Source organism: Methanoregula sp. (assembly GCF_049690535.1).
Classification (GTDB): Archaea; Halobacteriota; Methanomicrobia; order Methanomicrobiales; family Methanospirillaceae; genus Methanoregula.
This window is the reverse complement of record NZ_JBAVMX010000060.1, coordinates 1-25,488: the sequence shown is the minus strand read 5'-3', so window position 1 is coordinate 25,488 and position 25,488 is coordinate 1. Positions and strand designations below refer to the sequence as shown.

Annotated in this window: 26 protein-coding genes; 10 read left to right on the top strand and 16 right to left on the bottom strand. The window is 55.0% G+C overall.

What is annotated here, in order from left to right; genetic code table 11:
* Positions 1-417: UPF0146 family protein (locus WCE46_RS04620; RefSeq protein ID WP_424732527.1), on the top strand; the 417-nt coding region annotated here is incomplete at its 5' end.
* Here the strand turns inward: WCE46_RS04620 and WCE46_RS04615 are convergent.
* Positions 390-1,832 carry a replication factor C large subunit gene (locus tag WCE46_RS04615; protein ID WP_424732526.1) on the bottom strand — a complete coding sequence of 481 codons (1,443 nt, stop codon included), beginning with the start codon at positions 1,830-1,832 and terminating at the stop codon, positions 390-392. The genes WCE46_RS04620 and WCE46_RS04615 overlap by 28 nt on opposite strands.
* Positions 1,833-1,929: 97 nt before the next feature.
* On the opposite strand from WCE46_RS04615, the gene WCE46_RS04610 reads away from it, so the two are divergent.
* From WCE46_RS04610 to WCE46_RS04600, 3 genes are all read left to right on the top strand, one after another.
* Positions 1,930-2,946 carry a methanogenesis marker 2 protein gene (locus WCE46_RS04610; RefSeq protein WP_424732525.1) on the top strand — a complete coding sequence of 339 codons (1,017 nt, stop codon included), beginning with the start codon at positions 1,930-1,932 and terminating at the stop codon, positions 2,944-2,946.
* Positions 2,931-3,695, top strand: a complete 765-nt coding sequence (mtxX, locus tag WCE46_RS04605) for a methanogenesis marker protein Mmp4/MtxX (protein ID WP_424732524.1) — start codon at positions 2,931-2,933, stop codon at positions 3,693-3,695. Before WCE46_RS04610 ends, mtxX begins: the two co-directional genes overlap by 16 nt.
* 196 nt (positions 3,696-3,891) lie before the next feature.
* Positions 3,892-4,098, top strand: coding sequence for a histone family protein (locus WCE46_RS04600; protein ID WP_424732523.1), 207 nt, complete (start codon positions 3,892-3,894; stop codon positions 4,096-4,098).
* Between the two features lie 107 nt (positions 4,099-4,205).
* Here the strand turns inward: WCE46_RS04600 and WCE46_RS04595 are convergent, their stop codons facing one another.
* From WCE46_RS04595 to WCE46_RS04565, 7 genes are all read right to left on the bottom strand, one after another.
* Positions 4,206-4,523: a hypothetical protein gene (locus WCE46_RS04595; RefSeq protein WP_424732522.1), complete on the bottom strand. Its 318-nt coding sequence runs from the start codon at positions 4,521-4,523 to the stop codon at positions 4,206-4,208.
* Positions 4,524-4,604: 81 nt separating this feature from the next.
* Positions 4,605-5,186 (bottom strand): imidazoleglycerol-phosphate dehydratase HisB, encoded by a 582-nt coding sequence (gene hisB / locus WCE46_RS04590; protein WP_424732521.1) that lies wholly within the window; start codon positions 5,184-5,186, stop codon positions 4,605-4,607.
* Entirely contained in the window at positions 5,183-5,893 is a 711-nt protein-coding gene (gene hisA, locus WCE46_RS04585) for a 1-(5-phosphoribosyl)-5-[(5-phosphoribosylamino)methylideneamino]imidazole-4-carboxamide isomerase (RefSeq protein ID WP_422191206.1), read from the bottom strand. Before hisA ends, hisB begins: the two co-directional genes overlap by 4 nt.
* Positions 5,894-5,898: 5 nt before the next feature.
* The gene (gene hisG / locus WCE46_RS04580) at positions 5,899-6,756 is read right to left on the bottom strand and encodes an ATP phosphoribosyltransferase (protein ID WP_422191208.1); all 858 of its coding nucleotides are present in this window, start codon (positions 6,754-6,756) and stop codon (positions 5,899-5,901) included.
* Between the two features lie 58 nt (positions 6,757-6,814).
* On the bottom strand, positions 6,815-8,017 hold the full coding sequence (locus WCE46_RS04575; protein WP_424732520.1) for a methionine adenosyltransferase: 1,203 nt from the start codon (positions 8,015-8,017) through the stop codon (positions 6,815-6,817).
* A 142-nt stretch (positions 8,018-8,159) separates the two neighbouring features.
* Entirely contained in the window at positions 8,160-9,542 is a 1,383-nt protein-coding gene (locus tag WCE46_RS04570; protein WP_424732519.1) for a zinc-ribbon domain-containing protein, read from the bottom strand.
* A 122-nt stretch (positions 9,543-9,664) separates the two neighbouring features.
* Positions 9,665-11,089 carry a hypothetical protein gene (locus WCE46_RS04565; RefSeq protein WP_424732518.1) on the bottom strand — a complete coding sequence of 475 codons (1,425 nt, stop codon included), beginning with the start codon at positions 11,087-11,089 and terminating at the stop codon, positions 9,665-9,667.
* 389 nt (positions 11,090-11,478) lie between these two features.
* Between WCE46_RS04565 and WCE46_RS04560 the strand changes: the two genes are divergently transcribed.
* Positions 11,479-12,372 (top strand): hypothetical protein, encoded by an 894-nt coding sequence (locus tag WCE46_RS04560; protein ID WP_424732516.1) that lies wholly within the window; start codon positions 11,479-11,481, stop codon positions 12,370-12,372.
* A 187-nt stretch (positions 12,373-12,559) separates the two neighbouring features.
* Here the strand turns inward: WCE46_RS04560 and WCE46_RS04555 are convergent, their stop codons facing one another.
* Positions 12,560-13,132 carry a hydrolase gene (locus WCE46_RS04555; protein ID WP_424732515.1) on the bottom strand — a complete coding sequence of 191 codons (573 nt, stop codon included), beginning with the start codon at positions 13,130-13,132 and terminating at the stop codon, positions 12,560-12,562.
* Positions 13,133-13,390: 258 nt separating this feature from the next.
* Between WCE46_RS04555 and WCE46_RS04550 the strand changes: the two genes are divergently transcribed.
* A complete protein-coding gene (locus WCE46_RS04550) occupies positions 13,391-13,915 on the top strand; it encodes a DJ-1/PfpI family protein (RefSeq protein WP_424732514.1) in 525 nt (174 codons plus the stop codon).
* 828 nt (positions 13,916-14,743) lie between these two features.
* On the opposite strand, the gene WCE46_RS04545 is transcribed toward WCE46_RS04550, so the two are convergent.
* Positions 14,744-15,196 carry a DUF5814 domain-containing protein gene (locus WCE46_RS04545; protein WP_424732513.1) on the bottom strand — a complete coding sequence of 151 codons (453 nt, stop codon included), beginning with the start codon at positions 15,194-15,196 and terminating at the stop codon, positions 14,744-14,746.
* The gene (locus WCE46_RS04540) at positions 15,193-15,825 is read right to left on the bottom strand and encodes a DUF2150 family protein (protein WP_424732512.1); all 633 of its coding nucleotides are present in this window, start codon (positions 15,823-15,825) and stop codon (positions 15,193-15,195) included. The genes WCE46_RS04545 and WCE46_RS04540 overlap by 4 nt, the downstream gene beginning before the upstream one ends.
* Positions 15,826-15,957: 132 nt before the next feature.
* Here WCE46_RS04540 and thiI point away from each other — a divergent pair, with 132 nt between their 5' ends.
* Positions 15,958-17,175 carry a tRNA uracil 4-sulfurtransferase ThiI gene (thiI, locus tag WCE46_RS04535; protein ID WP_424732510.1) on the top strand — a complete coding sequence of 406 codons (1,218 nt, stop codon included), beginning with the start codon at positions 15,958-15,960 and terminating at the stop codon, positions 17,173-17,175.
* A gap of 111 nt (positions 17,176-17,286) precedes the next feature.
* On the opposite strand, the gene pap is transcribed toward thiI, so the two are convergent.
* From pap to WCE46_RS04520, 3 genes are all read right to left on the bottom strand, one after another.
* Positions 17,287-18,774 (bottom strand): polyphosphate:AMP phosphotransferase, encoded by a 1,488-nt coding sequence (gene pap, locus WCE46_RS04530; protein ID WP_424732508.1) that lies wholly within the window; start codon positions 18,772-18,774, stop codon positions 17,287-17,289.
* A 190-nt stretch (positions 18,775-18,964) separates the two neighbouring features.
* Positions 18,965-20,146, bottom strand: coding sequence for an O-phospho-L-seryl-tRNA:Cys-tRNA synthase (gene pscS / locus WCE46_RS04525; RefSeq protein ID WP_424732507.1), 1,182 nt, complete (start codon positions 20,144-20,146; stop codon positions 18,965-18,967).
* A complete protein-coding gene (locus WCE46_RS04520) occupies positions 20,143-20,325 on the bottom strand; it encodes a hypothetical protein (RefSeq protein WP_424732506.1) in 183 nt (60 codons plus the stop codon). The genes pscS and WCE46_RS04520 overlap by 4 nt, the downstream gene beginning before the upstream one ends.
* Before the next feature lie 169 nt (positions 20,326-20,494).
* Here WCE46_RS04520 and WCE46_RS04515 point away from each other — a divergent pair, with 169 nt between their 5' ends.
* On the top strand, positions 20,495-21,937 hold the full coding sequence (locus WCE46_RS04515) for a saccharopine dehydrogenase C-terminal domain-containing protein (protein ID WP_424732505.1): 1,443 nt from the start codon (positions 20,495-20,497) through the stop codon (positions 21,935-21,937).
* Between the two features lie 34 nt (positions 21,938-21,971).
* On the top strand, positions 21,972-23,168 hold the full coding sequence (locus WCE46_RS04510; RefSeq protein WP_424732504.1) for a type III PLP-dependent enzyme: 1,197 nt from the start codon (positions 21,972-21,974) through the stop codon (positions 23,166-23,168).
* 147 nt (positions 23,169-23,315) lie between these two features.
* On the opposite strand, the gene WCE46_RS04505 is transcribed toward WCE46_RS04510, so the two are convergent.
* Positions 23,316-23,450 carry a hypothetical protein gene (locus WCE46_RS04505; protein ID WP_424732503.1) on the bottom strand — a complete coding sequence of 45 codons (135 nt, stop codon included), beginning with the start codon at positions 23,448-23,450 and terminating at the stop codon, positions 23,316-23,318.
* A 1,033-nt stretch (positions 23,451-24,483) separates the two neighbouring features.
* Here WCE46_RS04505 and WCE46_RS04500 point away from each other — a divergent pair.
* Positions 24,484-24,852 carry a hypothetical protein gene (locus tag WCE46_RS04500; protein WP_424732502.1) on the top strand — a complete coding sequence of 123 codons (369 nt, stop codon included), beginning with the start codon at positions 24,484-24,486 and terminating at the stop codon, positions 24,850-24,852.
* Between the two features lie 267 nt (positions 24,853-25,119).
* Here the strand turns inward: WCE46_RS04500 and WCE46_RS04495 are convergent.
* Positions 25,120-25,488 (bottom strand): ABC transporter permease (locus tag WCE46_RS04495; RefSeq protein ID WP_424732501.1); only part of this gene is annotated, 369 nt, incomplete at its 5' end.

The window sequence follows — 25,488 nt, the reverse complement described above, 5'->3', positions numbered from 1 at the left end:
TATAAACATATTGAGCACTGCGTCGGTACGTATATCGCGGTACACTATCACCATCCCGTCGAGATCGGTGTGGGAAAGAATCCTGATGCCGCGCAGTGCGTTCACGATGCGGGCGTCAGAGTGCGGGCTACCGATATCCATCCCTGCCTGCTGCCGGGCTGGTTATCCTTTACCCGCGACGATATCTTTTCGCCCGACCTGTCCTGCTATGCAGGTGCCGATGTCCTGTATGCCGTCCGCCCGGCAGAAGAGATGATTCCCCCGCTCATCGCGCTCGCAAAAATGCTCGACTGCGATCTTGTGGTCTACCATCTTGGTTTTGAATCCTACGGGAACGGGGGCGAGATCATCGACTGCGGTGTGCCTCTCCACTATTATTACCGGCGTGGTCAGAACCCGTCAAAGAGCGTCGACTGATTATTGGCCACCGGTTTCTTGTCGGATGGATCCGGTGCGGGTGTGGTCGCAGGCTCGTCCGGTATTTCTGCAGGGGGTGTCACCAGCGGTTTTGTCTCCGGAGGTGCGATCGGATCGGGCTCCCCGCCGGCCGTGGCGGCTTTTGTTTTCCTGCCCTTTTTCTTCTGTTCCAGTTCCTGATCGCGTTCCGTTTTTGTCACCGCTTTTACGATCTCCAGCGATCGGGCCCGGTCGTTTAAGAAGAAGTTGAGCCCGTCTGCATCGAGCATCAGTTCGCGGGTGAAGGTTTCTGGGTCGTGCTCCACGAGAAGGGCGATCGTACCCAGGTACTTCTCGCGCAGGGTAGTCTGGGGGAGATGCATGGCAGCAGCAAGGCGCGAGAGCACGGTGTACCGGATCGCTTTCTGCTTTTTTGCCGTCGACATCTTCTGCCAGCGCTCGGGAGGCATGATGCGGGTGTGGATGCCCTTTCCCCCGGCTGCATCGGCGACCCCGATGAGCATCACCGCTGTCGCGTACCGCCAGAGCGTGTGATACTGGCGCCGGTACGTATACCCGATGTACTCGTCGGCCCGTGCAAGCGATCGGTAGGCCCGCTTAACAGCGCCGGGATCGGTAATAACGTGCACATTCCCCTCCACCCACTGCTCAATATTTTCCGGGGTATCGTCGACATCCCAGGATAATTTCATGAGATCCGCGTCCGGGGTCTTTGAAAAGACTGCGGAAACAAGCGAGAAGATCGAGACCCGTTCATCCTTATGGGAGGTATGCACTTGGTCCTCTGCCAGCGATTCGCGGCCGATTGATGCGGCATAGAGCATGTTCACGGCCGCCCTCATGTCCCCCCCGGCACTCTCGGCTATCTCGTGGATCGCTGCTTCCGAGCAGGCGATCTTCTCGTTTGCGCAGATAAATTTGAGTCGGGGGGCGATCGACCGGGCCGGCAAAGCCCTGAACTGGACCGGCTCGCAGCGCACGCGGAGCTCCGGGGCAAGTCCGTAGAGATCGTTTGCGATGAGGACGATGGGCTGCCGGGCGTTTTTTATGCACTCGATGATTGCCTTTGCCCCACCCCGGTCGGCAGTCCCCTGCAGGTTGTCGGCCTCGTCCATCACGATAAGTTTCCGCAGAGACCCGGTCAGGCTTGCCGTGGTGCTGCCGGCGCCGGCGATCCGCTCGATCACAGCAGCTGTTCTCTGGTCGCTTGCGTTGAGCTCGATCACGTCCCAGCTCATATCCCGGGCAAGAGCGTACGCCGCAGACGTCTTGCCGATGCCTGGCTTCCCGTAGAGCAGGAGAGGTTTTGACCGGAATGTCCAGGTCTTTGCCCAGTCCGCAATCTGGCGGATCGCGGTGGTGTTGCCAGCGATATCCGCAAGGTGCTCCGGTCGGTATTTCTCTGCCCACTCCATACCAAAGTGTCGACCCCGTATCAAATAAATTATCTCTGATGAGGCCACACATAGCGTACAGCAAATTATCCAGTGCTGAAATACCCGGGTGACAATAGTGGTTTCTGACTGTTCCACAACAAAGATCGCGCACGTAGTCAGGGAATATGAAGGCGTGAAGCGGAAACACGCGATCGGTGAGATGGTCAAGGCCCTCAGGATCGATGCTCCTCATGTCATCGCCTCGTTTGGCGAGGATGCGGCCGTCATCGAGCACAACGGGGAGGCACTGCTCCTTGCAGCGGATGGCATCTGGAGCCGGCTCATGGAGTCCGACCCGTACTGGGCCGGGTACTGCTCGGTTCTTGTCAATATCCATGATATCGCCGCCATGGGAGGGAAGCCGATCGCGATGGTGGATGTCTTTTCGATGCCAAAGGAGTCCCGTATCCACGAGCAGGTGGTTAAAGGGATGCATGATGCGTCCGCCCAGTTCGGCGTACCGATTGTCGGCGGGCACCTTCACCCGGATGCTCCTTACAGCGTGATCGATGTCTCGATCCTCGGGGCCGCCCGGCTTGACTCGATCATCTATTCCAACACCGCACAGGAAGGCGACTGCATCATCGCGGCCATCGATCTTACCGGACGCGTCCATCCGTCCTGTGCCCTCAACTGGGACTCAGTGACCATGAAGTCTGCCGGACAGGTGCGTGCCCAGATTGCGCTCTTGGAAGAGATCGGGCGGGATCATCTCGTCACTGCGGGTAAAGACATCAGCAACCCCGGCCTTATCGGGACGATCGGGATGCTGCTTGAAGTGAGCGGGAAAGGGGCCGAGCTCGATCTCGGCCGGGTGCCAAAGCCCGACCTTGCGGCAAACCATATGACGTTCGAGCAGTGGGTGAAGATGTACCCCGGCATGGGTTTTGTCCTGACCGCAAAAAGAGAGCACGTCGACGAACTGGTCCGGCGCTTTGCTGCCGTCGGCATGACCGCACATGCTATCGGCACTGTGGACACCACGCGCCGGCTCAGGATCCGGTATGACGGGAACGAGGCAGAAGTCTTCGATTTTATCGAGAACGGCATCACCTGTCTCTCCCCGGATGAGGCGTCATGCAGGCAGCAGTAAAAAAGATCGGGATCGGCATCGGTGCGGATGCAGAGAAAGTTATCAACAGCGCCTGCCGGGTGAATCTTCCCTGCGAAATAGTCTGTTACTGCCGGACGGGTACCGCAAAAGTCCCATCCGGCCATCCCCGGGTGCGGCTGGCGGAGAGCACGACCCCTGAATCAGCGCTTGTTGCTGACCTGATGGCGGGTACAATCGATGTGGCAGTCAGGGGCACGCTGCCGGCAAATGCCACCCTGCAGGCACTGAAAGGCGCCGCAGGAGTCGACCACCTTGAACGGATCGCGCTTCTTGAGACGGCTGGCGGGAAAAAATTCCTGTTTGCTCCTGTGGGTATCGATGAGGGCTGGACCGTCGCAGACAAGCTTGCTCTGATAAAGAAAGGCCGGGCGATCGCCCGCCGGATTGGCCTTCCGGAAAAAGTGGGTGTCCTCTCGGGAGGCCGGTTCGGTGATGTCGGCCGGCATCCCCGGGTGGACCGGAGCATGGCCGATGCCGAACTTGTCGCGAAACTTGGCGATGCCGTGCACTACGAGATCCTCATCGAGGATGCGATCGAGTCCTGCGGCTTGATTATCGCACCGGACGGGATATCCGGCAACCTTATCTTCCGTACACTCGCCCTTCTTGGAGCCGGGCACGGACATGGGGCGCCGGTCGTAAATATCGATAGAATTTTTGTGGATACCTCGCGCGCCCAACCGGATTACACGAATGCGCTATTGCTCGCAGCATCATTGTTGGAATAAAATTTAACCGCTTAAAGTGGCTTATTTTTCAAAATAGCCGATTATATGGCTATAAAAAATATTCTGCGAAATTGCGTGGCGCGTTTTGCCTGTACGGTTCTACAAGGCTTCCAATATCATTTTCGTAAGCAAAATGGGGGATTTTCCCGGAAAGTTTTTATAGGTGCCAAGAGACTTTCTTTTTGAGGTAAGAAAAATGGCAGATTTACCAATCGCCGCAGTTGTACGCATTGCAAAGAAGAACGGAGCCGAAAGAGTGGGCAGCGATGCAGCTGAAGCACTCGTAGTCAAGGCTGAGAAATACATCGCTTCGCTCACCAAGGAAGCAAACAAGCTCGCAGAGCACGCAGGAAGAAAGACCATCAAGAAAGAAGACGTTGATCTCGCGTCAAAGTCCAACTGATCAACTCTTTTTTCTTCTGCGCCCGCACCGGTGCGGGATCGTTTTTGGCACTTCACTCAGTGATGGAGTGATTTTTAAAAAAGAACAGGATATTGTTCCTGCCGATCCTACTCAATCTCGCTTCCGCTCTTAAACGACCGGCTGCCATCCACTTTGTTCTCATGCTCATCGAGCAGGCGTTTTATCTCGTCGTACACTTTTCCCTTGTCTTTTGCCCCGGTAAAGAGGACCCTCGTGCCATCAATATCATCCTTGAGGTACGCTGCCTCATCGTACACGACAAGCATGATCTGGTCGTCCGGCCCGAAGAGATGTTCCTCGCTCTCCCCTTTCATGTACCGTTCGCGCTGCTCCTTTGTCGGTGCTGCATACTTGTTGTCGTACCGGAAAACACCCGTTGTAATCACCCGCTCATTGTACCGCAAAGAAGTTCAGGGGCAGGATCGCGCTACCCCCATTGTAACCTGAAAGAATACCTGTACACCGGCCGTCCCCGGCCTGCTGGTTCAGAACGTTCCCTTCGTGCTCGGGATGCCCTTTACTTTCCCACTCTTTGCCATAGCATCGCTAAGCGCAATCCCGAACGCCTTGAACGCTGCCTCGCACTGGTGGTGATCGTTTCTTCCCGAGAAACTGATGTGGGCCGTGATGCCGGCGTGCATGCAGAGAGAGTAGAAGAAATGCTCGAAGAGATCGGACGGGATGTCCCCAAGCGTTTTGTTGCCTAAGGTGCCGGTATAGACAAGGTACCCGCGGCCCCCGCAGTCGAGCGCCACCTGCGCAAGGGATTCGTCCATCGGGATGATTGCGTGGGCGAACCGCCGGATGCCCCGGCCGTCCCCGATCGACTGCTTCACCGCATCGCCGATCACGATCCCCACGTCCTCGATCGTGTGGTGGCAGTCTACCTTGAGATCTCCTTTGGCTTTGCAGGAAAGATCGAATCCCCCGTGCTTTGCCATCCCGGTGAGCATGTGGTCGAAGAACGGGATGCCGGTCTCCACCGACACCTTCCCGGCACCGTCGGGGTTAAGCGTGAGTGCAATGGTTGTTTCGCTGGTCTCCCGTGTAATCGTTACTTTTCTCATCGAGATTCCTCTAGTGCCTCTGAAAGGTTAATCTTTCCGCTGTACAGCGCTGAACCGAGCACCGCCCCGTACGCCCCGGCGTCCCGGAGTGTGGCGACATCTGCAGGTGCCGATACACCGCCGGCAACAACCACCGGGATATGGACGCTCCCGATGAGCTGCCGGACCGGGCCGGCTGCAATGCCTTTTTGCAGTCCCTCGACATCTACATTCGTGTAGAGCAGGGAACCTGCACCCAGGCTCTCGAACGTTTTTGACCAGCCGATATAATCGCCGGCGGTCTCCTGCCAGCCGTGGATGGCGACCTGTCCCCCCCGGGCATCGACTCCTGCCATAATCCGGTCGCTGCCAAACTCCTGTGAGAGTGTGCGTATACATTCAGGTTTCTGGATGGCAAGCGTGGACAGGATAATCCGGGTGACCCCGGTCTCAAGCCATTGTCGTCCGTCTTCAACGGAACGGATCCCCCCGCCGAGCTCGCACTCAACACCGGTATCCTTCACGAGTGCCCGGATCAGGTCGGCGTTCTTTGCCGACTCACCGAACGCACCGTCAAGGTTGACCACGTGCAGCGCATCAGCACCGGCATCGAGCCAGCGACGGGCACAGGAAAGCGGGTCGCCGTATGTGGTTGCGCTCTCCCGTTTTCCCTGCACGAGCTGGACGCATCTGCCCCCGAGGATGTCTACGGCAGGAAAGATTCTCATGATGATCAGCGGATCATCCGCTCGATGGACATGACAAGGATATCACGTGCGCCCGCCTGTTTTAACGCGTTGATCAGCGTGTAGACCCGTTCCTCGTTCACAACCGCGTGGACGGCGACCATATCCTCGGTCGATGCGACATCCATGACCGTCGGGCCGGAGAGCCCGGGCAGCACGCTTTTTACCTTCTCAAGCGACGCCCGTTTCACGTTCATCATCAGGTAGCACTGACCGCGTGCCCGTATGACGCTTTCGAGAGCGAGGTGGATCTCGTCGATCTTTTCCCGTTTGGTCTCCAGTGACCGGCGGTTTGCAATCAGGTGGGTGGAAGTCACCAGCACCTCGTCGAGCACCCGGAGCCGGTTGGTCTTCAGGGTATTTCCCGAACTCGAGAGATCGACAATCGCATCGGCGATCCCGAGGTGCGGTGTCGCTTCGCAGGCCCCTCCGACAAGGACTATCGTGACCGGCACGTGCCGTTTTGCAAAATACTGTTTTGTGATGGTTGGGAACTCGGTTGCGATCTTTGCCCCTTTGAGATCGTGGACGGAGGTGACTTTTGAATCATCGCTGATGGCAAGCACAAGTTTTGCCTTCCCGATCTGGAGGTCGAGGAGTTCCACGACATCGGACCCGCGCTCGGCTACCATATCATGGCCGGTGATGCCGAGATCTGCGGCGCCGGTTGCCACATATTCAGGGATATCGATGGGCCGGGCAAAGAGGATCTCCACGTGGGGGTCGAGTGTGCGGGCAATGAGCCGGCGCTCGGCAATGTCCGGCAGGTGGAGCCCGCTCTTTTCCATCAGGTCCATGATCGGCGCTGCGATCCGCCCCTTGTTGGGGATGGCAAGCCGGATCATGCCGGAAAAAGGAGAAAGCCCGGCCGGTGCCGGGGTCTTTTTATCGCCTTGTTTCTTTTTAGAAGGTCTTGAGTTCGCCACGGATTACCTTCTCCGTGATGCTCGTCACGTTTGCAAGGTTGTCATCAACGATCCCATTGATCTCGCTGTTGATATCCTTTAAGGCGACGCCCTTCTTTGGCAGTACCTGGACGCTTGCCACGAGCGGGAGATCGATTGGTTTACCTATCTGGGAGAGCAGGCGGACGTACATCTCCTCGATGCCGTCAACTTTTTTGACCGACTCCTGCGCAATCTGGGTTGAGAGGAGATTGTAGATCTTGCCGATATGGTTGATCGGGTTCTTGCCGCTTGTTGCTTCCATGCTCATCGGGCGGTTGGGGGTGATAAGCCCGTTGCACCGGTTGCCCCGGCCGACCGAACCGTCATCTCCCATCTCTGCCGATGTACCGGTGACCGTCAGGAAAACACTCTTGTTTTTGATATCATCGGCAGTGTTGACGTTGACCACGATCTTGCGCTTCGTGCTCTTCTTTGCGACATTCCCGATCTCTTCGGTCAGGAGGGTCATGTAGTCCTGGTATTCTTTTATGTCCGCACAGTACTTGTCGACAATGGCGCAGGCAATGGTAAGCGTGATCGTGTTCCCGTCACGAAGCCCCATGATCTTGATATCCTGCCCGATGGCGGGATACTTTTTGCGGAGTTTCGTGTCGATATAATTTGCCGAATTCCTGATAATGTTCTCAACGTCAGAGAACGGGGCGTGCCCGACACCAAACGAGGTATCGTTGGAACGCGGGACTTTGCCCTGCCGGGGCTTGAAGACATCACGAAGGTCGGTCGAACCGGTCCCGAGCCGGCTGTCGATCATGACATCCCGGGTCAGGTTGAGTTCGGGGAGGATCTTGTGGAGGTACGCGTGTGCTGCCTCGACTGCGACCGCATCTGTCGGGACGGTGACGCCATTGAACTGTTTTGTCGCCCGGCCGTCGATTAAAACATAAATCGGCCGGATCATCCTCCCGCCGCCGAATTTCGGGCATGATTCGCCGGCAACAACTTCGCCCTGGTCGGTATTGTGGTGCAGGACGACACCGAACTCGTCAAGGTACACTTTGCAGAGTGCCTGGGAGATCGACTCTGCAATTCCATCTGCAATGCTGTCGGGGTGACCGAGGCATTTGCGCTCAACAAGTTCAATCCGCTGTTTTTCTAACGGTATCTGATTCAACGCTTCAATCTGAATATTTCGCTTCATTAAACTTCCTCGGTTTCTCCGTAATCGTACTAATACAAGAGACTGACATTCATATAACGATTTCTTCTTAGGCAAAACGGAAATAGACGGCATTTTTTCGGCCGGATTACCATAAAAAATTTTAATGGCGCCGTAGTGTACTTCAGCGCCGCAGGAATTTCTGCAGGATGGTCATGTCACTGCCCTTCGGTGTCTTTTTTACCGGGGGCCGTTTGGGTGTCATGTCCTCCTCTTCATCATCGTCACGGACCTCTTCAATCCTTGGGACCTTGTGCTGGTGGGGCTGGGGGGCTGGTGCCGGAGCTGGGACCGGCCGGGGAATGGTTTTTGAAAAGCGCGCCGCTGATGGATCCGTTTTTGAGCGCCCGAGTTTCGTCCCGCAGCCGGGGCAGAAGTTTGCCTCTCCCGGGAGCTTTTTCCCGCAGTTATGACAGAACTGCGGATTGTCGGCAGGCTCTTCTTGGACTGCCACCCTGTGGATGGCAGGGTACTCATCGGGAGCGACCTCCCGTGCGGGTTCGTGTATCGGGACAGGACGGCGTACAGGTTCGGAGGTTACGCTCCGTGACGGGGAGACACTGGTCTGGCGTACAGGCTGAACAGGATTTTTCATTGCCGTTCGCACCGCGGCGTGGACTTCCGGTTTCCTGACGATCTGTGCGTCGCTCCTGACCGGCGCAGGCATATCTCGGGTTACCGGGACCCTGCGTTGCTGTGGCTCTTCGAGTGTCCGTACCTGCATCCGTCTCTGGGGCTGAACTTCCGGCTCGGGTTCCTCCGGTTCAGGTTCCGGTTCGCGGGCAAGGGGGATCAGCCGTTTTACCGGGGGTTGGCGTTCGTGTTCCTTGAGCGGTTTTCGGGTAGGATGCAGTTCTTCATAGCGGACCGGGGTCTTTACCGGACGTGCCGGGGGCTCCTCCTCCGGCTCTTCTTCCTGACGGGGCTCCGGCTCCTTCTGTGCCGGTGCTGCACGGCGCTGTTTTTTTGTGTCCGAGTCCTCGTGGAGCAACGAGATCCAGTCGTCGACTTCACCGGCGCGGTCGGTGCCATTCTGGGCAAAGACCAGTTTCATGGTCTTAATCTCATCATCGGCTGATTTTACGGAGAGCACCAGCACCGGATCGGAATTCTCCGAATACTCCACGATGCTGTCGGCAATCGTGTCACGCGGGACATCCTTTGCGGTTACTTTGAGTTTCTTTTCCTGCGTATCGATTAAAAAAATACGCTTGTTCGTCAGGTATGCATGGAAAAAAAACTTTTTTACCGAGACGTTGAGGGAGCCGATCAGTACCTTTTCGCCCGGCTGGAGAATAGCAGAGAGTCCTCCCTCTTCCTCTTCTCCCTCTTCGCTTTCCGGTTCATCCTCCTGGGGGGCCGGCCGGGGCGGGGCGCTCCGCTGTGGAACCTGTGCGCCCCTGCTGCCAGCGGATTTCGCAGGTTTCTGCGATATTTCGCCTCCGCAGTACCCGCAGACCTCGACGTTATCCCGGATATTCATCCCGCAGTGCGGACACTTTTTCATCCAATGTCTCCCTTGTCCTGTAACCGGAGTAGGTAATTATAATGTTTGCATAGGATATGAAAAATTCTCTGATCTTCGCTTTTGATGTATTTCTCCTGAGTTACTTGTATTTCTATGGTTTCTCAAGGAACCTGCAGGTAACGGCTGCGCAGGTCTGACACGGCAGCATCGATCGCATTGTCATCAGAAAGTTCGTGGCACCAGAGGACCGGCGTGTCCCTGAATGCAGTGACAAGGCTGTTGATCCGGCACGCGGTTTCATCCCCGTCGCGGTAGCACTGGTCGGTCGTAATGTTCCCAAGAGATCGGTCAACAAGATCTGCAAATGTCGTGTGGCAGCCGGCCACATGGCAGAGTTTTCCCTGCACGTACACCATCAGGAGTCCTTTTTTATGCGCACACTCTTCGTCCTGAACAGCAAACGAGCCAAAACCCTCATCGCCATGACTGTTCAGGAGCTGCCTGTATAGGGGATCGTTTTTCTTGATGAGTTCTTCTGTTACCGGGCCGAGCCGGAGCGGGAGGTACTGCATGTATTCCTTTACAAAAAGCGGTTTTACCTCCGCAAATGCCGGACCTTCGAGAACCTGCTGCACGATGCGCTCTGAACGGGTAAACAGATCGTGACGGACCCCGCGTAAGAACCGGAGGGATACGGGCCGGAAGTAGTGGGTTTTTGCGGTGCCGGGAACGGCAAGACTCCCTCCCCTGATTGTGGAAAAGAGGACCGGGACACCTTCGACCGGCCGTGCAGGTTTTTCCGGCCGGTGGATTATAGTCGGCTGGGATGTTGGGATCACGGCTTTTCGGGGAGCCATGCGGTACCGGGATGTGGCAATGCGGGAGACCGGGCTTGCCGGGGTCTCCTCGCGCACAAGTGCGGCCCATTCGTCGGGTTTCCGGCAGGAATTGAGGTACTGCCGCCAGCGTGGATCGGAAATATGGGCGATCGAGACCAGCCGGAACCGGTCTTTCTCCGGTATAAATTTTGCACCGCAATGAGAACAGTCAAGGTAGTAATCGGTTGGAGGGGTGCCAAACAGCCGTTTACCGGTCACCCGGCTGAGGATGCCGGTCCGGCAGACCGGGCACTGTGCGAGCCAGGCATCCGTTTCCCCGCCACTCAGACACGTACTGTCACAGGACGGAAAGTCCCCTGATGCGATATGCCAGGTCCATGCGGACAGCAGCCGGATCCCCCGGGTCTCTGTGCGGGTTGAAGCATCGAGCACTTCGGCCGGTTCTGCAAGACCGGCGGTCACAAGAACCTCTGCGATAACAGGTGTGACATCGCTCTGGTCTTTACCAAGCCTCTCCGTAAGGCACTCTCCAAGTCCCGGGATAGTGCCTTTCTCCCGGGATACGGTCCGCAGGGGCAGTGTTTTTCTGGCCTCGGCATTGAGGCACTCCATGGTCACTCCGACAAGGCTTTCGGTGATCTCAACACCATTCCTGGTAAACGGGAGCCGCCCGATGCGACGGCTGATGGTTTCACAGGCAAGCGCATGGATATTTTTGGGTATAGGGAGAAACTGGGGGGCGGTCAAAAGTGCATCACGCTGCTGCTATCCATTGGAAGGGCGGGTGGATAAACACTTGCAGGAAGGAGTCAGGTATCCCTGTACCGGGAGTTTTCTCATCAACGGTGCAATGCTTCAGCATTCCCGATCATGGGCCGGAATCCTTGTCTCTTTTCTCTCCCTTCACGTCATGCAACAAATGACAGGGAATTGATGCGGACCAGGTGATACAGGAGGCCACCGTATCCTCAATGAAATGGTTTGACGGCAACACGCCGTTTTTTTTAATTTCCGGGATTCTGCCATTCCCGGTATTTTTTTATTTTTTTGTGCCCCCTGCATGAGATATGGCTCTCTCTTTTATTGTAACAGGACCGATGTACTGAACAAAAACGTAAAAAGATGGACTTTGCACCATGAACGGTTTTAAAAAGTTTCAAGAGTTTTTATCAACCATCAACCTCCGGCTCTTTTCCGTTTACCTTGCCGTCGTTCTCATCATCCCTGCCATCACGATCATCATCGAATATCTCGTCTCTGTTTATCCGTCATTACGTTCAAGCCTGCAGATTGACTTAACGAACTTCCATATCTACCAGATCTTTACAGCGTCGTTTGTTCACTTGAATTTTGATCATTTCCTCGCGAACGTAACTGCATACCTGCTGATCGCCATCTATGGCCTGGTGCTCGCCACCATTGTAAACCGGAAACGGCTGTACCTTGTACTGAGCAAGGTCATTGTCATCATCTTTCTCGTCTTCGGTGCGTTCTTTGCAATTTTTAACGCGACAACAACATATTATGCAGGCCTTTCGGGCATTGATTCGGCGCTTGCAGGACTGCTGCTGCTGTTCTGGTTGGCATATCTTGAGCACACTTCCGGGCAAAGAATGCGAAATTATTACGGCCTGGTACTGGCCTTTGTCCTTGCCCTCTCTGCGGGCATCATCGCACGGTATATGATCCTCTATCATACCGAACGCAGCTCCCCGATTCTTCTTGCATTACTGGCCGTGACCGTCATGCTGGTACTTGCAATTGTTGTGTACCGCTACCAGTTTACGCATTTATACCGCGTCATGCAGGAATTTTCCTGGTCGTCCAGGATTATCACTGTGACGATTGTTGTCATCTTCTGGTACTTCATCTGGAACCTTTTCCCGGAACGAATGACTAATTCAACGCGGACGGTAAGCATTTCCCTTCACCTTGCCGGGATCGTTATCGGCATCCTTGCCGGTTATCTCTGCATGGTGTACCTGGAACAGATTGCCTATTTCAACGGCGAAAAAAAAGTGATATCCTGATCGTAGGGAAACAATCGCAGTCCTCTCATGCCTAAAAACAAGACCGGTTCCCGGACCCGGTACGACCGCTTCCCTGTACCATGCCCGTCTTTATGGAGCACAGTCTCAATCATCAGGCTCTCAAATCCGCACGACCGGGCACGTACTAGCAGGATCGCTATAATGCCTTTCAGGAGTATGGCTTGCCTTACTCTAACGCACGGAGTATCTCATCAGTTTTCCGGACCCGGCCCATCCTCCTGAAGATAAAATTCACCGCGGCATTATGCTGCTCTGCTGACTGGGAGGTCATCGCGTCCTCGCAGAAGATCTGCTGGAACCCGTACTCGTAGGCGAACCGCGCCGTGCTCTCGACACCGAAGTCGGTGGCGATCCCGCAGAGGACGATCGTGTCCATCCCCCTTCGCCTCAGCTGGAGTTCGAGATCGGTACCGTAGAACGCTCCCCACTGCTTTTTTGCTATTATGATATCAGAAGGGACCGGGGCGATCTCCGGGACAAACTCTGACCAGTCCGGGGGCAGGGGCGTCGAACGTGAGAATGATGTGTCGCTTTTCACGTTCAGCATGGTTCCCGGTGATGCAACGACATGTACCAGGAAGACCGGCATCCCGTGTTTCCTGAACGCGGTGACGAGCAAAGCTGCATTCCTGACGACTCCCTGCGTGGGATATGGTTGTGCGGGCTGTGCTGCGATTCCCTTCTGCAGGTCAATGACAACGAGAGCTGTTGTCTGTTTATTCACTTCGAGTTCCGGCATGATATCCTCAGGAGAAGATAGAGCACTTTCGGGTTATTTATGAGCTGTGGTATCGGTTCTTCCCGGTGGCTGCGTAATCCTGACGGCAACGATGAAAGAGCCCAGCGGATTTTAACGGATCGCAAAAACCGGTGCCGGAGGATCTGTCCTGATCCGTGAAGATGCCGTTTTTTACCTGACCTGCATGTGCGTTCCCGGCAGTATCTTTTGGAAACCGGTGATAATCCTGATATACATACAAAGAAAATCCCGGATACCATGAAAGCAGTCATTGCAATAGCACCGGAAAAGTACCGTGATGAGGAGCTGGCCGAGCCGGTTGCGGCCCTGAATAAAGCCGGGATCGCGTTTGATATCGCTTCGACCCGCCCCGGTACATGCACGGGGATGCTGGGGGGGAAAACATCGGCGGGATTATCGTTTGACGATATCGACCCGAAGAATTATGGCGGTCTTATTATCGTTGGGGGCTCCGGGTGCCAGGAGCATCTCTGGGAGGATGACCTGCTCGTGCGGCTTGCGATCTATTTCTACGAGACCGACAAAGTCGTTGCCGCGATCTGCCTTGCGCCGGTCGTGCTTGCCCGTGCCGGGATCCTCAAGGGAAAGAAGGCGACCGTGTACGATGCCCCCACAGCAATTTTCGAGATGAAAAAAGGCAGGGCCGTACTCACACAGGAGCCCGTGGTGACTGACGGGAGAATCATCACGGCAAATGGTCCGGCCGCTGCAAAAAATTTTGCTGCCGCGGTAGTAAAGGAACTTTCAGACGAATTCTGGTGAGAAACGGGAGACTCCAACGAAGATTTTCCGAACTTCCTGACATAATCGTTATCCGGGATCCGGGAGTGTTTGTTCAGAAAATACCGGCTGGTTCGATCTGGTGGCGTCAGCAATAATGTTCCGATGGCCCGGGGTGTGGTCCTGAAAAGAATCCCGTTTTTTACCTGCCTGCAAACCCGGGATGCGGCACCAGGGAAACGATCTGTATTGAACTAAAAAATAAAAGGAGGGTTTTGCCCCTCATCTGATAATGGATTCCTGTTGGATTACTGGTTCTTGTGAAGAGGTACTTGTGACATCCTGCATTCCGGGCGTGGCGCACCGCAGGTCTCTTTCGACTACGGGTTCGGCCTGCCCTCGGGTGGGGAGTGGCAGACACCGGCCCGGGTGTATAACCTGTCGGGGCTTCACGGTCCTGAATGTATTATTCTGCCTTTTTTCCGGCGAAGCCGGGGAAATGTGCATCAGATTCTGCTTTTTGGTATCATCTCCTTTTTAGTAATTCTCTTTTGGGATCTGCTGCCGGAGCCAGCAGGTTCCCTGGTTTTAGTGCCATCCCATGACACCTGTGCTGCCAATTGACAAGGTGAGGGCACAGAATGCCATAAGTGCTGCATAGTAGATTTTCGGGGTTTTCATTCTGGATCTCCGGTATGCTGTTTCTTGCAGGTGTTCGCACTTCCTGTACAAACACCACGTAACATATGTTTTACATTTTGTAATATATGCTTTCTGGATCCCGGGAAGCATGGTTGATCGCATTTACGGGAACCTGCGTCAGGAACCGGTTCCGGAATAAACTCCGCGTACAAGAGAAAAAAGGTGAAACTACCGTTCGATAAGCCTGATATGTTCGATCGTTTTCTGGGCAAGTGTTTCCTGTCCCTGGAGGTGTGCCACGTCAGAAATTGCTTCGAGAACATGAACGGACTCTTCTAAGAACGAGAGCACGTCCGCAGGAAAGATCTCGATCCCATATTCATCGGACAAGTACGCCGAGATCTGCCGGTGGTCAAGACCGTTCTCGCGCAGTTCGATAACTTTTATCGCAAATTTTTTCTCGGGGCAGCCGCACAACGGCGAGTTTTTGCACTTGCACCGGAGAAAATCGTTAAAAAACTGGAGGAGCTGCTCGCGGATGGCAAAGTCAAGCGCGTCGAAATTAAAACGGGAGGTGATGGTTTCGAGCATCACCGGGTAAAAGGCGTGGTCGGGAACCCGGTAGCCGGCGAGCCTTTCTATCTTTTTTGCGTGACGGAACCGCGCCCGGTCAGCGATCACTCGTCGTCTCCGGTCGACTCATCAAAGTTCTTTAAGGAGCCCATCGCTTCGTACATCCGCTCGCACTCGATGAGCCACTCGTCAAACAGGGTCGGGTTTTCCAGATCGTCCTTGACGTACTTCCCGCAGCAGGCAGCGCCGTCTATTACGGCTGCACCGATATTTGCAGCAGTCTCAAGCGCACCTTCCATGTCCTTCTCGATCTGCCCTTTTCCCTTTTTCACCAGCGTCTTGATATCCTTGTCAAACTCCCCGCCAAGATATTTCCGGCAGGAAGTAAACAGGCACAGCTTGGGGAGCTGGAGGAGCTCGATAAGTTCTTCAGTGTCTCCTTTTGGTGCGGCAGACATGACAATAGCCTCGACCTGCCCGAGCCGGTCAAATGCTTCCTCCTGTGAGAAGCGTTTGTTCTGGTACAACTTGACGATCTTGAGTGCGGCAAGGGTGATGTCGACGGAGAATCCGTCCAGGATCCGAAAGCCCTCGGGCATCTCATCGCTTTTTGGATCGACCTCAAAACTGGCATCAGCAAGTGATTTTACCCAGTTGTCCCACCGTTCCTGGTTATAGAAAATGTAGAAGAGTTTGAGCGGTTCCTCTTCTGCCTTTTTGCTCGCCTTTTTCGCCATTTCAGTACAGTATTCTCTCTCCCGATTAAAGAGTTTCGTTATCCCCGGCACTTTTGAAACGTCGTGGTCCGATCGCAAGGGCAACGTCCCGGCTGCCAACGGTTATCTCCATCTTCGCCCCAATATCTTGAAATGATCATGGAAGATCTGCATGGCGGGGATGAACCGGAAAAAGTCGTTATGGTGCGGTACGGCGAGCTTTTCTTAAAAAGCGATCCGGTCAAATACCATTTCATCGGCATCCTCCTGCGCAATATCCGGCTGGCGCTGGAATCTGCCGGCCATTCCTGCCGGTTCGAGAGCCCCCGGGGGCGAATCTTTGTCTACGGTGAAAAGCCGGAAGAGATTGCGGGGATCGTCTCCCAGGTCTTTGGCGTGGTAAGCGTAAGCGTCTGCACCCGGGTTGCCCCGGATCCGGATGCCCTGCGTGACGCGGCAGTCCGCCTCGCGAAAGATCATCTGCATGCACCTGCCCGGTTTGCCGTGCGGGGAAAGCGGCAGAGCAAGACAGGGATGGACAGCCAGCAGCTGGGCGAGTATGTCGGTTCTGCCATCTTTGATGCGATCCCTGGCCTTTCTGTCGATCTCTCGCACCCGGAGTACGAACTCTTTGTCGAAGTCCGGGACTGCGGGGGCCTTGTCTACGATTCCCGTATCCCGGCGCCCGGAGGACTCCCGTGGGGCTCGCAGGGAAAGGTGCTCTGCCTGCTCTCATCAGGGATCGATTCGCCGGTTGCATCGTGGCTGGCGATGAAGCGGGGTTGTGAGGTCTCTCACCTGCACATGGACGGCGGCCGGTGGGCGGGTGGCGATGTAAGAACAACCGCGATCGAAAACCTCCGCCGGCTTTCTCTCTGGTGCCCGGGAAACGACGTGCAGATGATCATCATCAACGCCGAATTGTTCTATGACCGGATGCAGGAACTCCGCATCCCTCCCCGGCTGCGCTGCGTCCTGTGCAAGCGTTTCATGTTTCGGACAGCCGACCGGTTGTGCGTGCGCGAGGGTGCGCAGGCGATCCTTACCGGGGAAAATATCGGGCAGGTCGCGTCCCAGACGCTCGCAAACCTTGCGGTGATCTCCGATGCAACGACAACACCGGTGCTCCGGCCGCTCATCACGTATGACAAGGCAGAAACCATAACGCTTGCCCGGAAGATCGGGACGTTCATGGACAAGCAGGGCGATCTCGCCTGCCGCGCAGTGCCCAGGATGCCGGCAACGTCTGCGACACGGGAAGCAGTGCGCGAGAGCGAGGAAAAAATGGGTATTGACGGGTTGCTGGACCGGGTCCTTGCCTCTCCGCAGTACGTGACCGCAAAGAACGGGGAGATTACCCGGTCCGGGTGAGCCGGCTCGCCGGAATCCCGTTTGTGCACACCCGCAACTGCGTGAACCGGCAGGATAATTTGGGATGCGATGGGAATGCCCGGGAGGTTTCCATGCGGTGCAGGACCCCGGTCACTCCAGCAGTTTCTGACAGTAGGACGTCACGGTCTCCATCGTTTTTACCCGGGCCGCCCACTTATCATCGGATTCTATCACGGTCCATGGGGCAGATTTCGTATTGGTTCTCTCCAGCATTTCGTTGAATGCCTTCTCGTACTGGTCCCATTTTTCCCGGTTTCTCCAGTCCTCATCGGTGATCTTCCACTGCTTGAGCGGGTCGGCCCTGCGCTGTTCGAAGCGCCGGAGCTGTTCGTCTTTGCTGATCCCAAGCCAGAACTTTAAGATTCCCCCGCCGGTTGAATAGACATAATCTGCTTCCATATCGTTGATCTCGCGGTACGCCCGCTGCCATTCGTTTTTTGTGCAGTAAGTTTCCACGCGTTCGACCAGCACGCGCCCGTACCAGCTGCGGTCAAAAATGGCGATATGGCCCTCTTTTGGGAAGTTTTTCATAAACCGCCAGAGGTAGTGATGGCTTTTTTCCGTCGCATCCGGTGCCGAGACCGGGATCACATCGTACCCCCGGGGATTCAGGTACCGGGCGATCCTGGTGATATTCCCTCCTTTTCCTGCCGCATCCAGGCCTTCGAACACAATGATGAGGGGGATCCGGCGCTTGAAGAGGAGCGACTGGGCCCTGATCATCTCGGTCTGGAGGCTGTCAAGTACCGGCTGGCACTCCTCTTTTGTGCAGGTTTTTTCCGGGGCTGTGTGCCCTGCTCTTCGCTTTACGGGATTTTTTGGCGGGAGCCCGGGATCTGCGGACCCGGGAATTTTTCCTGCAGTCCGGTCTGATAGCGTCTTTTCCAGGGTCTTTATGATCGTGGTGTAAATGTTTAAGACTGCATAGTTTTCGTCGGTCGCATCAAGCACATGCCAGGGGGCATATTCCGTATCGGTTTTTTCGAGCAGGTTGTCGATAACCGGGAACGAAAGATCGTAATGATGGTGGAGATTCCAGAGTTCCGGGGTTACGAGCCACGCGGTGAGGGGATCTTTTTCCCGGTTTTCAAAGCGCCTCTTCTGCTCGTCTTTTTCGATGTGCAAAAAGAACTTGACGATGAGTGTCCCGTCATCTGAAATCTGGCGTTCGAAATTATTGATTGCAATGATCCGTCCTTTAAGGGATTTTGTCCAGCTGGGTTTTTGCATCTCCGCTGAAATGGCGCGGCTGTACCAGCTCCGGGCAAAGATCGCGATGCGCCCTTTTGGCGGTATCCTGATCCAGAACCGCCACATGAACGGCCGCACCCGTTCGTTGTCCGTAGGCTGTTCGATCGTGTGAAGGGTAAACCCGCGTGGATCGAGAGCCCTGATCACCATTTTTGTCGAGCGGGTAATCCCTGCCGCGTCCCAGCCTTCCACAACGATGATGACCGGGATCTTTTTTTCGCGGAAGGTCCGCTGGAGCACCCCGAGGCGCTCCTGGAGCGGGGCAATCTTTTTGTTGAATGTTTCCGCGCTGGTAATTTTTTTTTGGCTGATGACGTTTTTTAGCATTTTTTTGTTGCCTCTCTCCCCTTTACGCAGCCATTTTTTGATGAACTGAAATGGGGGACTGTGGTTAATAATCTTATCCGGGAAAGGTGTTGTATGTCAGGGCCACGACCCGGTTTATTATGCGGCAAAAAAGGTGGCGCTGACGGGGAAAGGGCAGCGTCCGGCTGCCCGGGAAAATGTGCCCGGCGCCTTATGGCCGAACGGCAAGCCCGTTTTCCTGTGCAACCACCACAAACGCATCGGCAAGGTACCGGGCCTGTAGTTCGGTCATCCCGTAGGTGTTGAACTTCCAGACCCGGGTCGCGCCCGGGATGATCCCGAAGATCCCCTTCTCGTTTAACGCGGAGGAGAAGTAGAATCCCTTCTTCTTGTGCGTCTCTGCAACCTTGTCAAACGAACCGGTTGTATCAACCCGGGTCAGGGTGTGCTTCCGCGGGTACTCGGACAGGACCCGCGTCCCTTCGATCGAAAGAAGCGCCTCCATAACGACCCGGTTGTTTTCCAGTTCCCGGTCGAAATGCTTCACCCGCTCCTTTACATGGGGAAACGAGGCCATCATGCCGACCAGTGTCGCGCCCATAAGCGTGCAGCCCATCAGTTCCGGCTCCTTCACGCCGAACTTTCGTTTTGTCACGTCGCCTTCTATGGCGGTCGTCCGGAATACTTCTTTTGCCCGCTCGGCTGTCGCAGCAAGAACCCCTGAAGGTGCGGGTGCCGCCATGCTCTTATGTCCCGATCCGACCACGAAATCCACGCCCATCGCTTTCCCGTCAACGGGCATTGTGCCAACCGTGTATGCACCGTTGCAGAGCACCGGCACGTCGTTCTCGTGTGAGACCTTCGCGATGCCGGCGACATCATGGAGGTTTCCGAACTGGTAATCCACGTGGTCGATAAACGCAAGCACCGGGGCTTTCCCGAACTTCTTTTTCACTTCATCGATCTTTGCCGCTGCGGCATCGGGCGTGACGATATGCCCGGCATCGGCCGGGATCTCGCAGGCGACCCCCCCGGCCTCTTCGACCGCGAGGAACTCTGTGTAATGAGAAAGCGATGTGAGGAGGACCGGGTCGCCTTTCTGCACGTAGGTATGGGCGACTGCCTGGAACCCCCGACGGGCACCGGGCATCATACGGGCCTCGTCCATGGAGAGCCACGCGGCAACTTCCTTGTGGAACTCCGCGATCGGCGGCTTTGAAATACAGTCAAGCCGGTTTGGCTTCCTGCAGTTGTCGCAGACCGAATAACCGTCCCCGTACGCGATAATCGCCTTAATCGCGTCACCCGTGAGCCGGCCCCCGGCCTGGATCGGGTCGATGTTGATGAAGAGCTCGTTTACCTGCCGGGCCTCGATCCCTGCCCCGCACTTCATTTCAGCATCTCCTGCTTTAAAGAACTGACCTGCCGTTCGAGGTTTTCAAGCAGGCGTGCTGCCTCTGCTTTCTGCTTCTCATCCAGCACGTGCGTCGGCGCCGTCTCGCGCAGGATCATACGGAGATCGGTGAGCAGATAGGTCGAAGAAAAGATCAGGTCAACAGCCCGTTTTGACATGGGATCACCTGCTGGTATATTGTACCATCCCAAAATAAGTAATCGCTTTTTTGCCGGTGCCGTTCAGCATGCGGAGAATAATGTGCGATTCCCTCATTCTTTTATAACGTAAAAGCGCGTAAAATACACACTGGAGAAAAAAGAGAAGATAAAACCCGGGAGGGTTAGGATGGACTTTAAAAACAAAGTATTAATCATCGGTTATGGTGCCGTGTCCAAGTGCACGCTCCCCATCCTGCTTCGGCATGTCAATATACCGCTTGAGAATATCACGATCATTGATTTTAAGGATAAATCCCAGGATCTTAAGGCCTATACGACCCGGGGCCTCCGGTTTTTGAAACGGAAGATTGCCCCGGAAAATATCCGTACTCTCCTCTCCGAAAACTTAGCTGACGGCGGACTTCTGGTTGACCTTGCATGGAATATCGACTGCGGCGAGATCATCCAGTGGTGCCACGACCACAACGTGCTGTACGTCAACACGTCGGTTGAAGCATGGGACCCGCTTGGCGAGCGCTATACCGCAAGCCCGTACGAGAAATCCCTGTATTACCGGCAGATGAAACTGCGCGAACTGACCCGTGACTGGAAAAATTCAACCACCTGTGTAGTCGATCATGGGGCAAACCCGGGCCTTATCTCTCACATGACCAAGCAGGGTCTCGTGGATATTGCCCGGAAAATGATAGACGACGGGATCGCACAGGACCCGGCCCGGTTCAAACGTCTTATTGCAGATCAGAAGTTCAACGAGCTCGCGATGGAAGTCGGGATCAAGGTCATCCACTGCTCCGAGCGCGACACCCAGATCTCCCGGTCGCCAAAAAAAGTGGATGAGTTTGTCGGGACGTGGTGCATTGAAGGGCTACTCGAAGAGGGCACCGCGCCGGCAGAGATCGGCTGGGGTACCCACGAGAAGGAACTACCCGATCATGCCCACGTGCCCCCCGCGGGCCCGAAAAATGCGATCATGCTCCCCCACATGGGGATCAACACGTGGATCCGGTCATGGGTGCCCGAGCAGGAGATCGTCGGCATGGTCATCCGGCACGGCGAGGCATTCGGCATCTCCGACCGGTGGACGGTCTGGAAGGATGGGAATGCAGTCTACCGGCCGACCGTGAACTACGCGTACATGCCCTGCGACGCGACGATTGCGTCGCTGCACGAACTACGGGGCCGGAACTACGAACTCCAGCCGAAACTCCGGATCATGAACGACCGGGAGATCTCAAGCGGTACCGATATCCTTGGTGCGCTCCTGATGGGCCACCCCTACAAATCGTGGTGGACGGGAAGCATCCTCTCTATTGAGGAATCACGGAAACTTGCGCCCGGTCAGAACGCGACCACGATCCAGGTCGCACTCGGGGTCGTATCAGCGGTGATGTGGATGATCGAGAACCCCAAAAAAGGATTCTGTCTCCCCGATGACCTGCCCCATGAGTTTGTCTTAAGTATTGCAAAACCCTACCTTGGGGAATTCTGGTCCGGGCCTTCGGACTGGACTCCCTTAAAAAACCGGACCGTCTATTTCCGGGAGAACCCTGAAAACGACTATGACCGTGAAGATGTCTGGCAATTCAAAAACTTCTTATTTGTGCGATGAATCACTCATGTACCAACAAAGCAGAGGAAAGGCCATGAACACAACTGTATCATCATGCGGGCAGGACGATTCGGTCTCCCACACCGACCGGGGAAGTCGCCGGATGCTCGAAGAACTGGCACGCAAGGAAGGGACTCCCATCTTTATTATCGACCACGCAAAGATCCGGGAGAACTACCGTGAATTCAAAAAGTTTATGCCGAAGATCCAGGTCTATTTTGCGGTCAAGGCGAACTCGAACCCGGCAATTGTAAAAACCCTCCTGGACGTCGGGGCCAGTTTCGATGTTGCCTCCATGCCCGAATTCATGATCGTCCACGAGTTCATCAAGGATATGCCGGCAAAGGAGCGGCAGGACTGGATCTGGGATCGTATCATTTACGCAAATACGATAAAACCCATCGAGACCTTAGAGGAACTCAACCAGTACAAACCCCTGGTGACGTTCGACAATATCGAGGAACTCAAAAAGATCCGGGCACATGCTCCGCAGGCGGGTCTCGTGCTCCGGCTCAGGGTCCCAAACACCGGCTCGATGGTCGAACTCTCGTCAAAGTTCGGGGCCGACCCGGGCGAGGCAGTGGATCTTATCGCCGCGGCATTCGACCTCGGCCTTGTGGTGGAGGGCCTGAGTTTCCACGTGGGCAGCCAGTGCACAAACTTCGAGAACTATGTCGTGGCGCTCCAGATCTCGGCCGATATTATTGCGGAGTGCGAGAGCCGGCTGGGGAAAAAGATCCGGATCCTCGATATCGGCGGCGGCTTCCCGGTGAAGTACAACCCCGAGGTCAGATCGATTGAAGAGCTCGCGGTCAAGCTGAACGCGGAGATCGCACGCCTCTTCCCGACCGACATGGAGATCCTTGCAGAGCCCGGACGTTTCCTCGTTGCCAATGCCTGCACGCTGGTTGCAAAGGTTGTGGGAAAGGCATACCGTGACGGCAAGCCCTGCTATTACATCAATGACGGTGTCTACCACACGTACTCGGGGCAGGTCTTCGACCACTGCACCTACCCGGTGCTGGCCCTGACAAAAGAGGGCCCGACGCAGATCTCGGCCGTGTTCGGGCCGACCTGCGATGCGTTCGATACGATTACGCTCTCGGCAGAACTGCCGGAGCTTGAGATCGGTGACCTCGTCTATTCGGAAAATATCGGGGCGTATTCCCATGCCTCATCCACGCACTTCAACGGGTTCCCTCCGGCAAAAGTCGTGCATATCAACAAGTAATTCCTTTTTTTCGTGGCAGAAACCCGGGGGTGTAAGCGATGCACCGGTATTACCTGCACAGGAAAATCTCATGAGGCATTTAGAAAAATGGGTTATCAGGAGAATCTAATATTCAAAATTCTTCTTTTTCCCGATGGACAGATTATTTCATTTGAATTGTGCTTTGATGTCTGAAACTGTATAGAGATACGGCTCGTTTTCGAAAAATTCTGAAAGTGAGTGATCCTCAATTGCGTACAGGTCATCAGCATTTTCTCTGCCGGAGACTGCCCATTTGCTCATGATATATTCTGAAGTAATTCGAGTCTTCATTATGGTTTTGGATGCGGCTCATACGGGTCTGTGAACGGCCAGCCGCCCCCCACACCGGCCAGTTTTGCCCCCTTTCCCCAGTTGTTCCCACAAATTCACGTCGGAGAATCTGCCAAAACCGACCGGCGTATTTAGCCGCGTTCTTTTGGCAGATCTCATGAGGGGCGGGGTGATTCGATATGGCCAAAAGATCCCCGAGTGTAAAGCGATTAAGGGCCATTATCTGACATCGAAAGCGGGCGGATTTCGGCAAACGGGGGTTGATTTGAGCGATTTTTCCATGCGAACCCAAACGGGGCCAGATACGGGGTTTTCCGGGAAGCGGCAGGATCCGGAAACGGGAATCCGGGCTCATTTCTGGCGTATTTTACCGTGGGGGATCGCACCTCCAAGGGGGTATATCCGGGAATACACCCCCCCTCTCAATAAGGGCTATACTTTTCCGGGCCCGATACGGCCCCGGATTGGCAATTCGGAGATCCTGTTTTTCGGTTCCACCGGAAATGATGTCCACGCCCACGGAACAAACGGTATTTCGGGATTCTTTTTAAAAACCGGGAAAAATAAAGGCCACTTGAACCTGCATTACAGCGGGCCTGTACGGGCCCCTGTTTTTGGGAGGTGTTGGAGTACGTGGCAGATGGCCGGAAGGCCGCTATGAGGTTTTCCCGGAGGGGGGTGTATGGGCAGGGTGCCCTGCCGGTCGCGGATAGCCTTTTTTCCGATGCTCCCTTATGGCCGGTTGCCGTAACCGATCTGACTATATCGGGTTTCGAAAGTTCCCGGAATTTCATCAGCGGATTTATAATCGTTGACGTTTACAATAACAAATTACTAAAAAAGAATCCCAAATGACGCATTTTAACATACTGTTGTTTCATTTCCGGAACAACGGCAGGAACAAATAATATCCAGCTAACACCGGGAAAACAGGAAGATTTTAATGGCATCGGATTTGGAACCGGGGAAAAAAAATTCTCAAAAACCCCGTGCGGCATTAACCGTGAAAACAAAGAACCGGATCCGGGAACTGGTCGGTAAATGCGAATATTGTGACCATGAAACATCCCCGAACCAGCTCAACGTTTACCAGTTAAGTCCTCTCGCACAACCCGAGTACCGAAAGGAGACTTCCCCGGTGAATACGGTTATCGTCCTGTGCGAGGTGCATTATAACCAGGTCCTGGGAGGACAGATCTCAAAATCCTCGTTAAAGGCAAGGATAGCAAAACGTCCCGATAGAATGAAAAAAGAATTGCGGTCCGTTTTACAGAAACAGGAGAGAACCTCTCTTGAGTTCGATATAACAAAATCACGCGATCCCGTTCTTTTTACAGTCTTCCCCCCGGACAAGAATGGCAGGCGCCGGTAACCTGTTTTACAGTGCCCGGCGCCCGGCCAAACCCGGGATAAGAAAAAATCAACGATTATCTGAACATTATCCGGGAGGTTTTTTGGTACTCCGGAAAATTCATGGAGAACCTGGGAAAATCTTCGGGTGCTCCGTACGAGAGGGCCAGGTCCTGTGCAGACAGGAAACCGTCCTCATACGGTCATCCTGACAGGACATGTGTTCTGTCCCCGCAGAGCCGGTTTTTTCAGGTCTCACGTGTCAGCATCTCTATTTCCCTCTCCTGCCTCATAACGAAACCTTGCGGAACAGGTATGCCCCGATCCCAGTCATCGCGACTGCAAACCCGGCAATCACCGCAGCGCTGATGAGAGGGTTGATCTGCGAAACTCCGGTAAGGCCATACCGGATGCCTTCTACCCCGTACGTGAGCGGGTCGAGCAGGGTTATCGGCTCAAGCCACGCGGGAAGGGAACTGATGGGGAAAAGTGCTCCCGAGAGCCCGAAGAGCGGGAAAACAACAAAGTTCATGATCAGCTGGAAGCCGGTCATATCATCCATTCTTGACGCAATTGCAATCCCGAATGCCGTAAACGAGATCCCGACGAGGACCATGAAGCCGAGCGCGATAAAAAACCCGATCGGGTTGTTGATCCG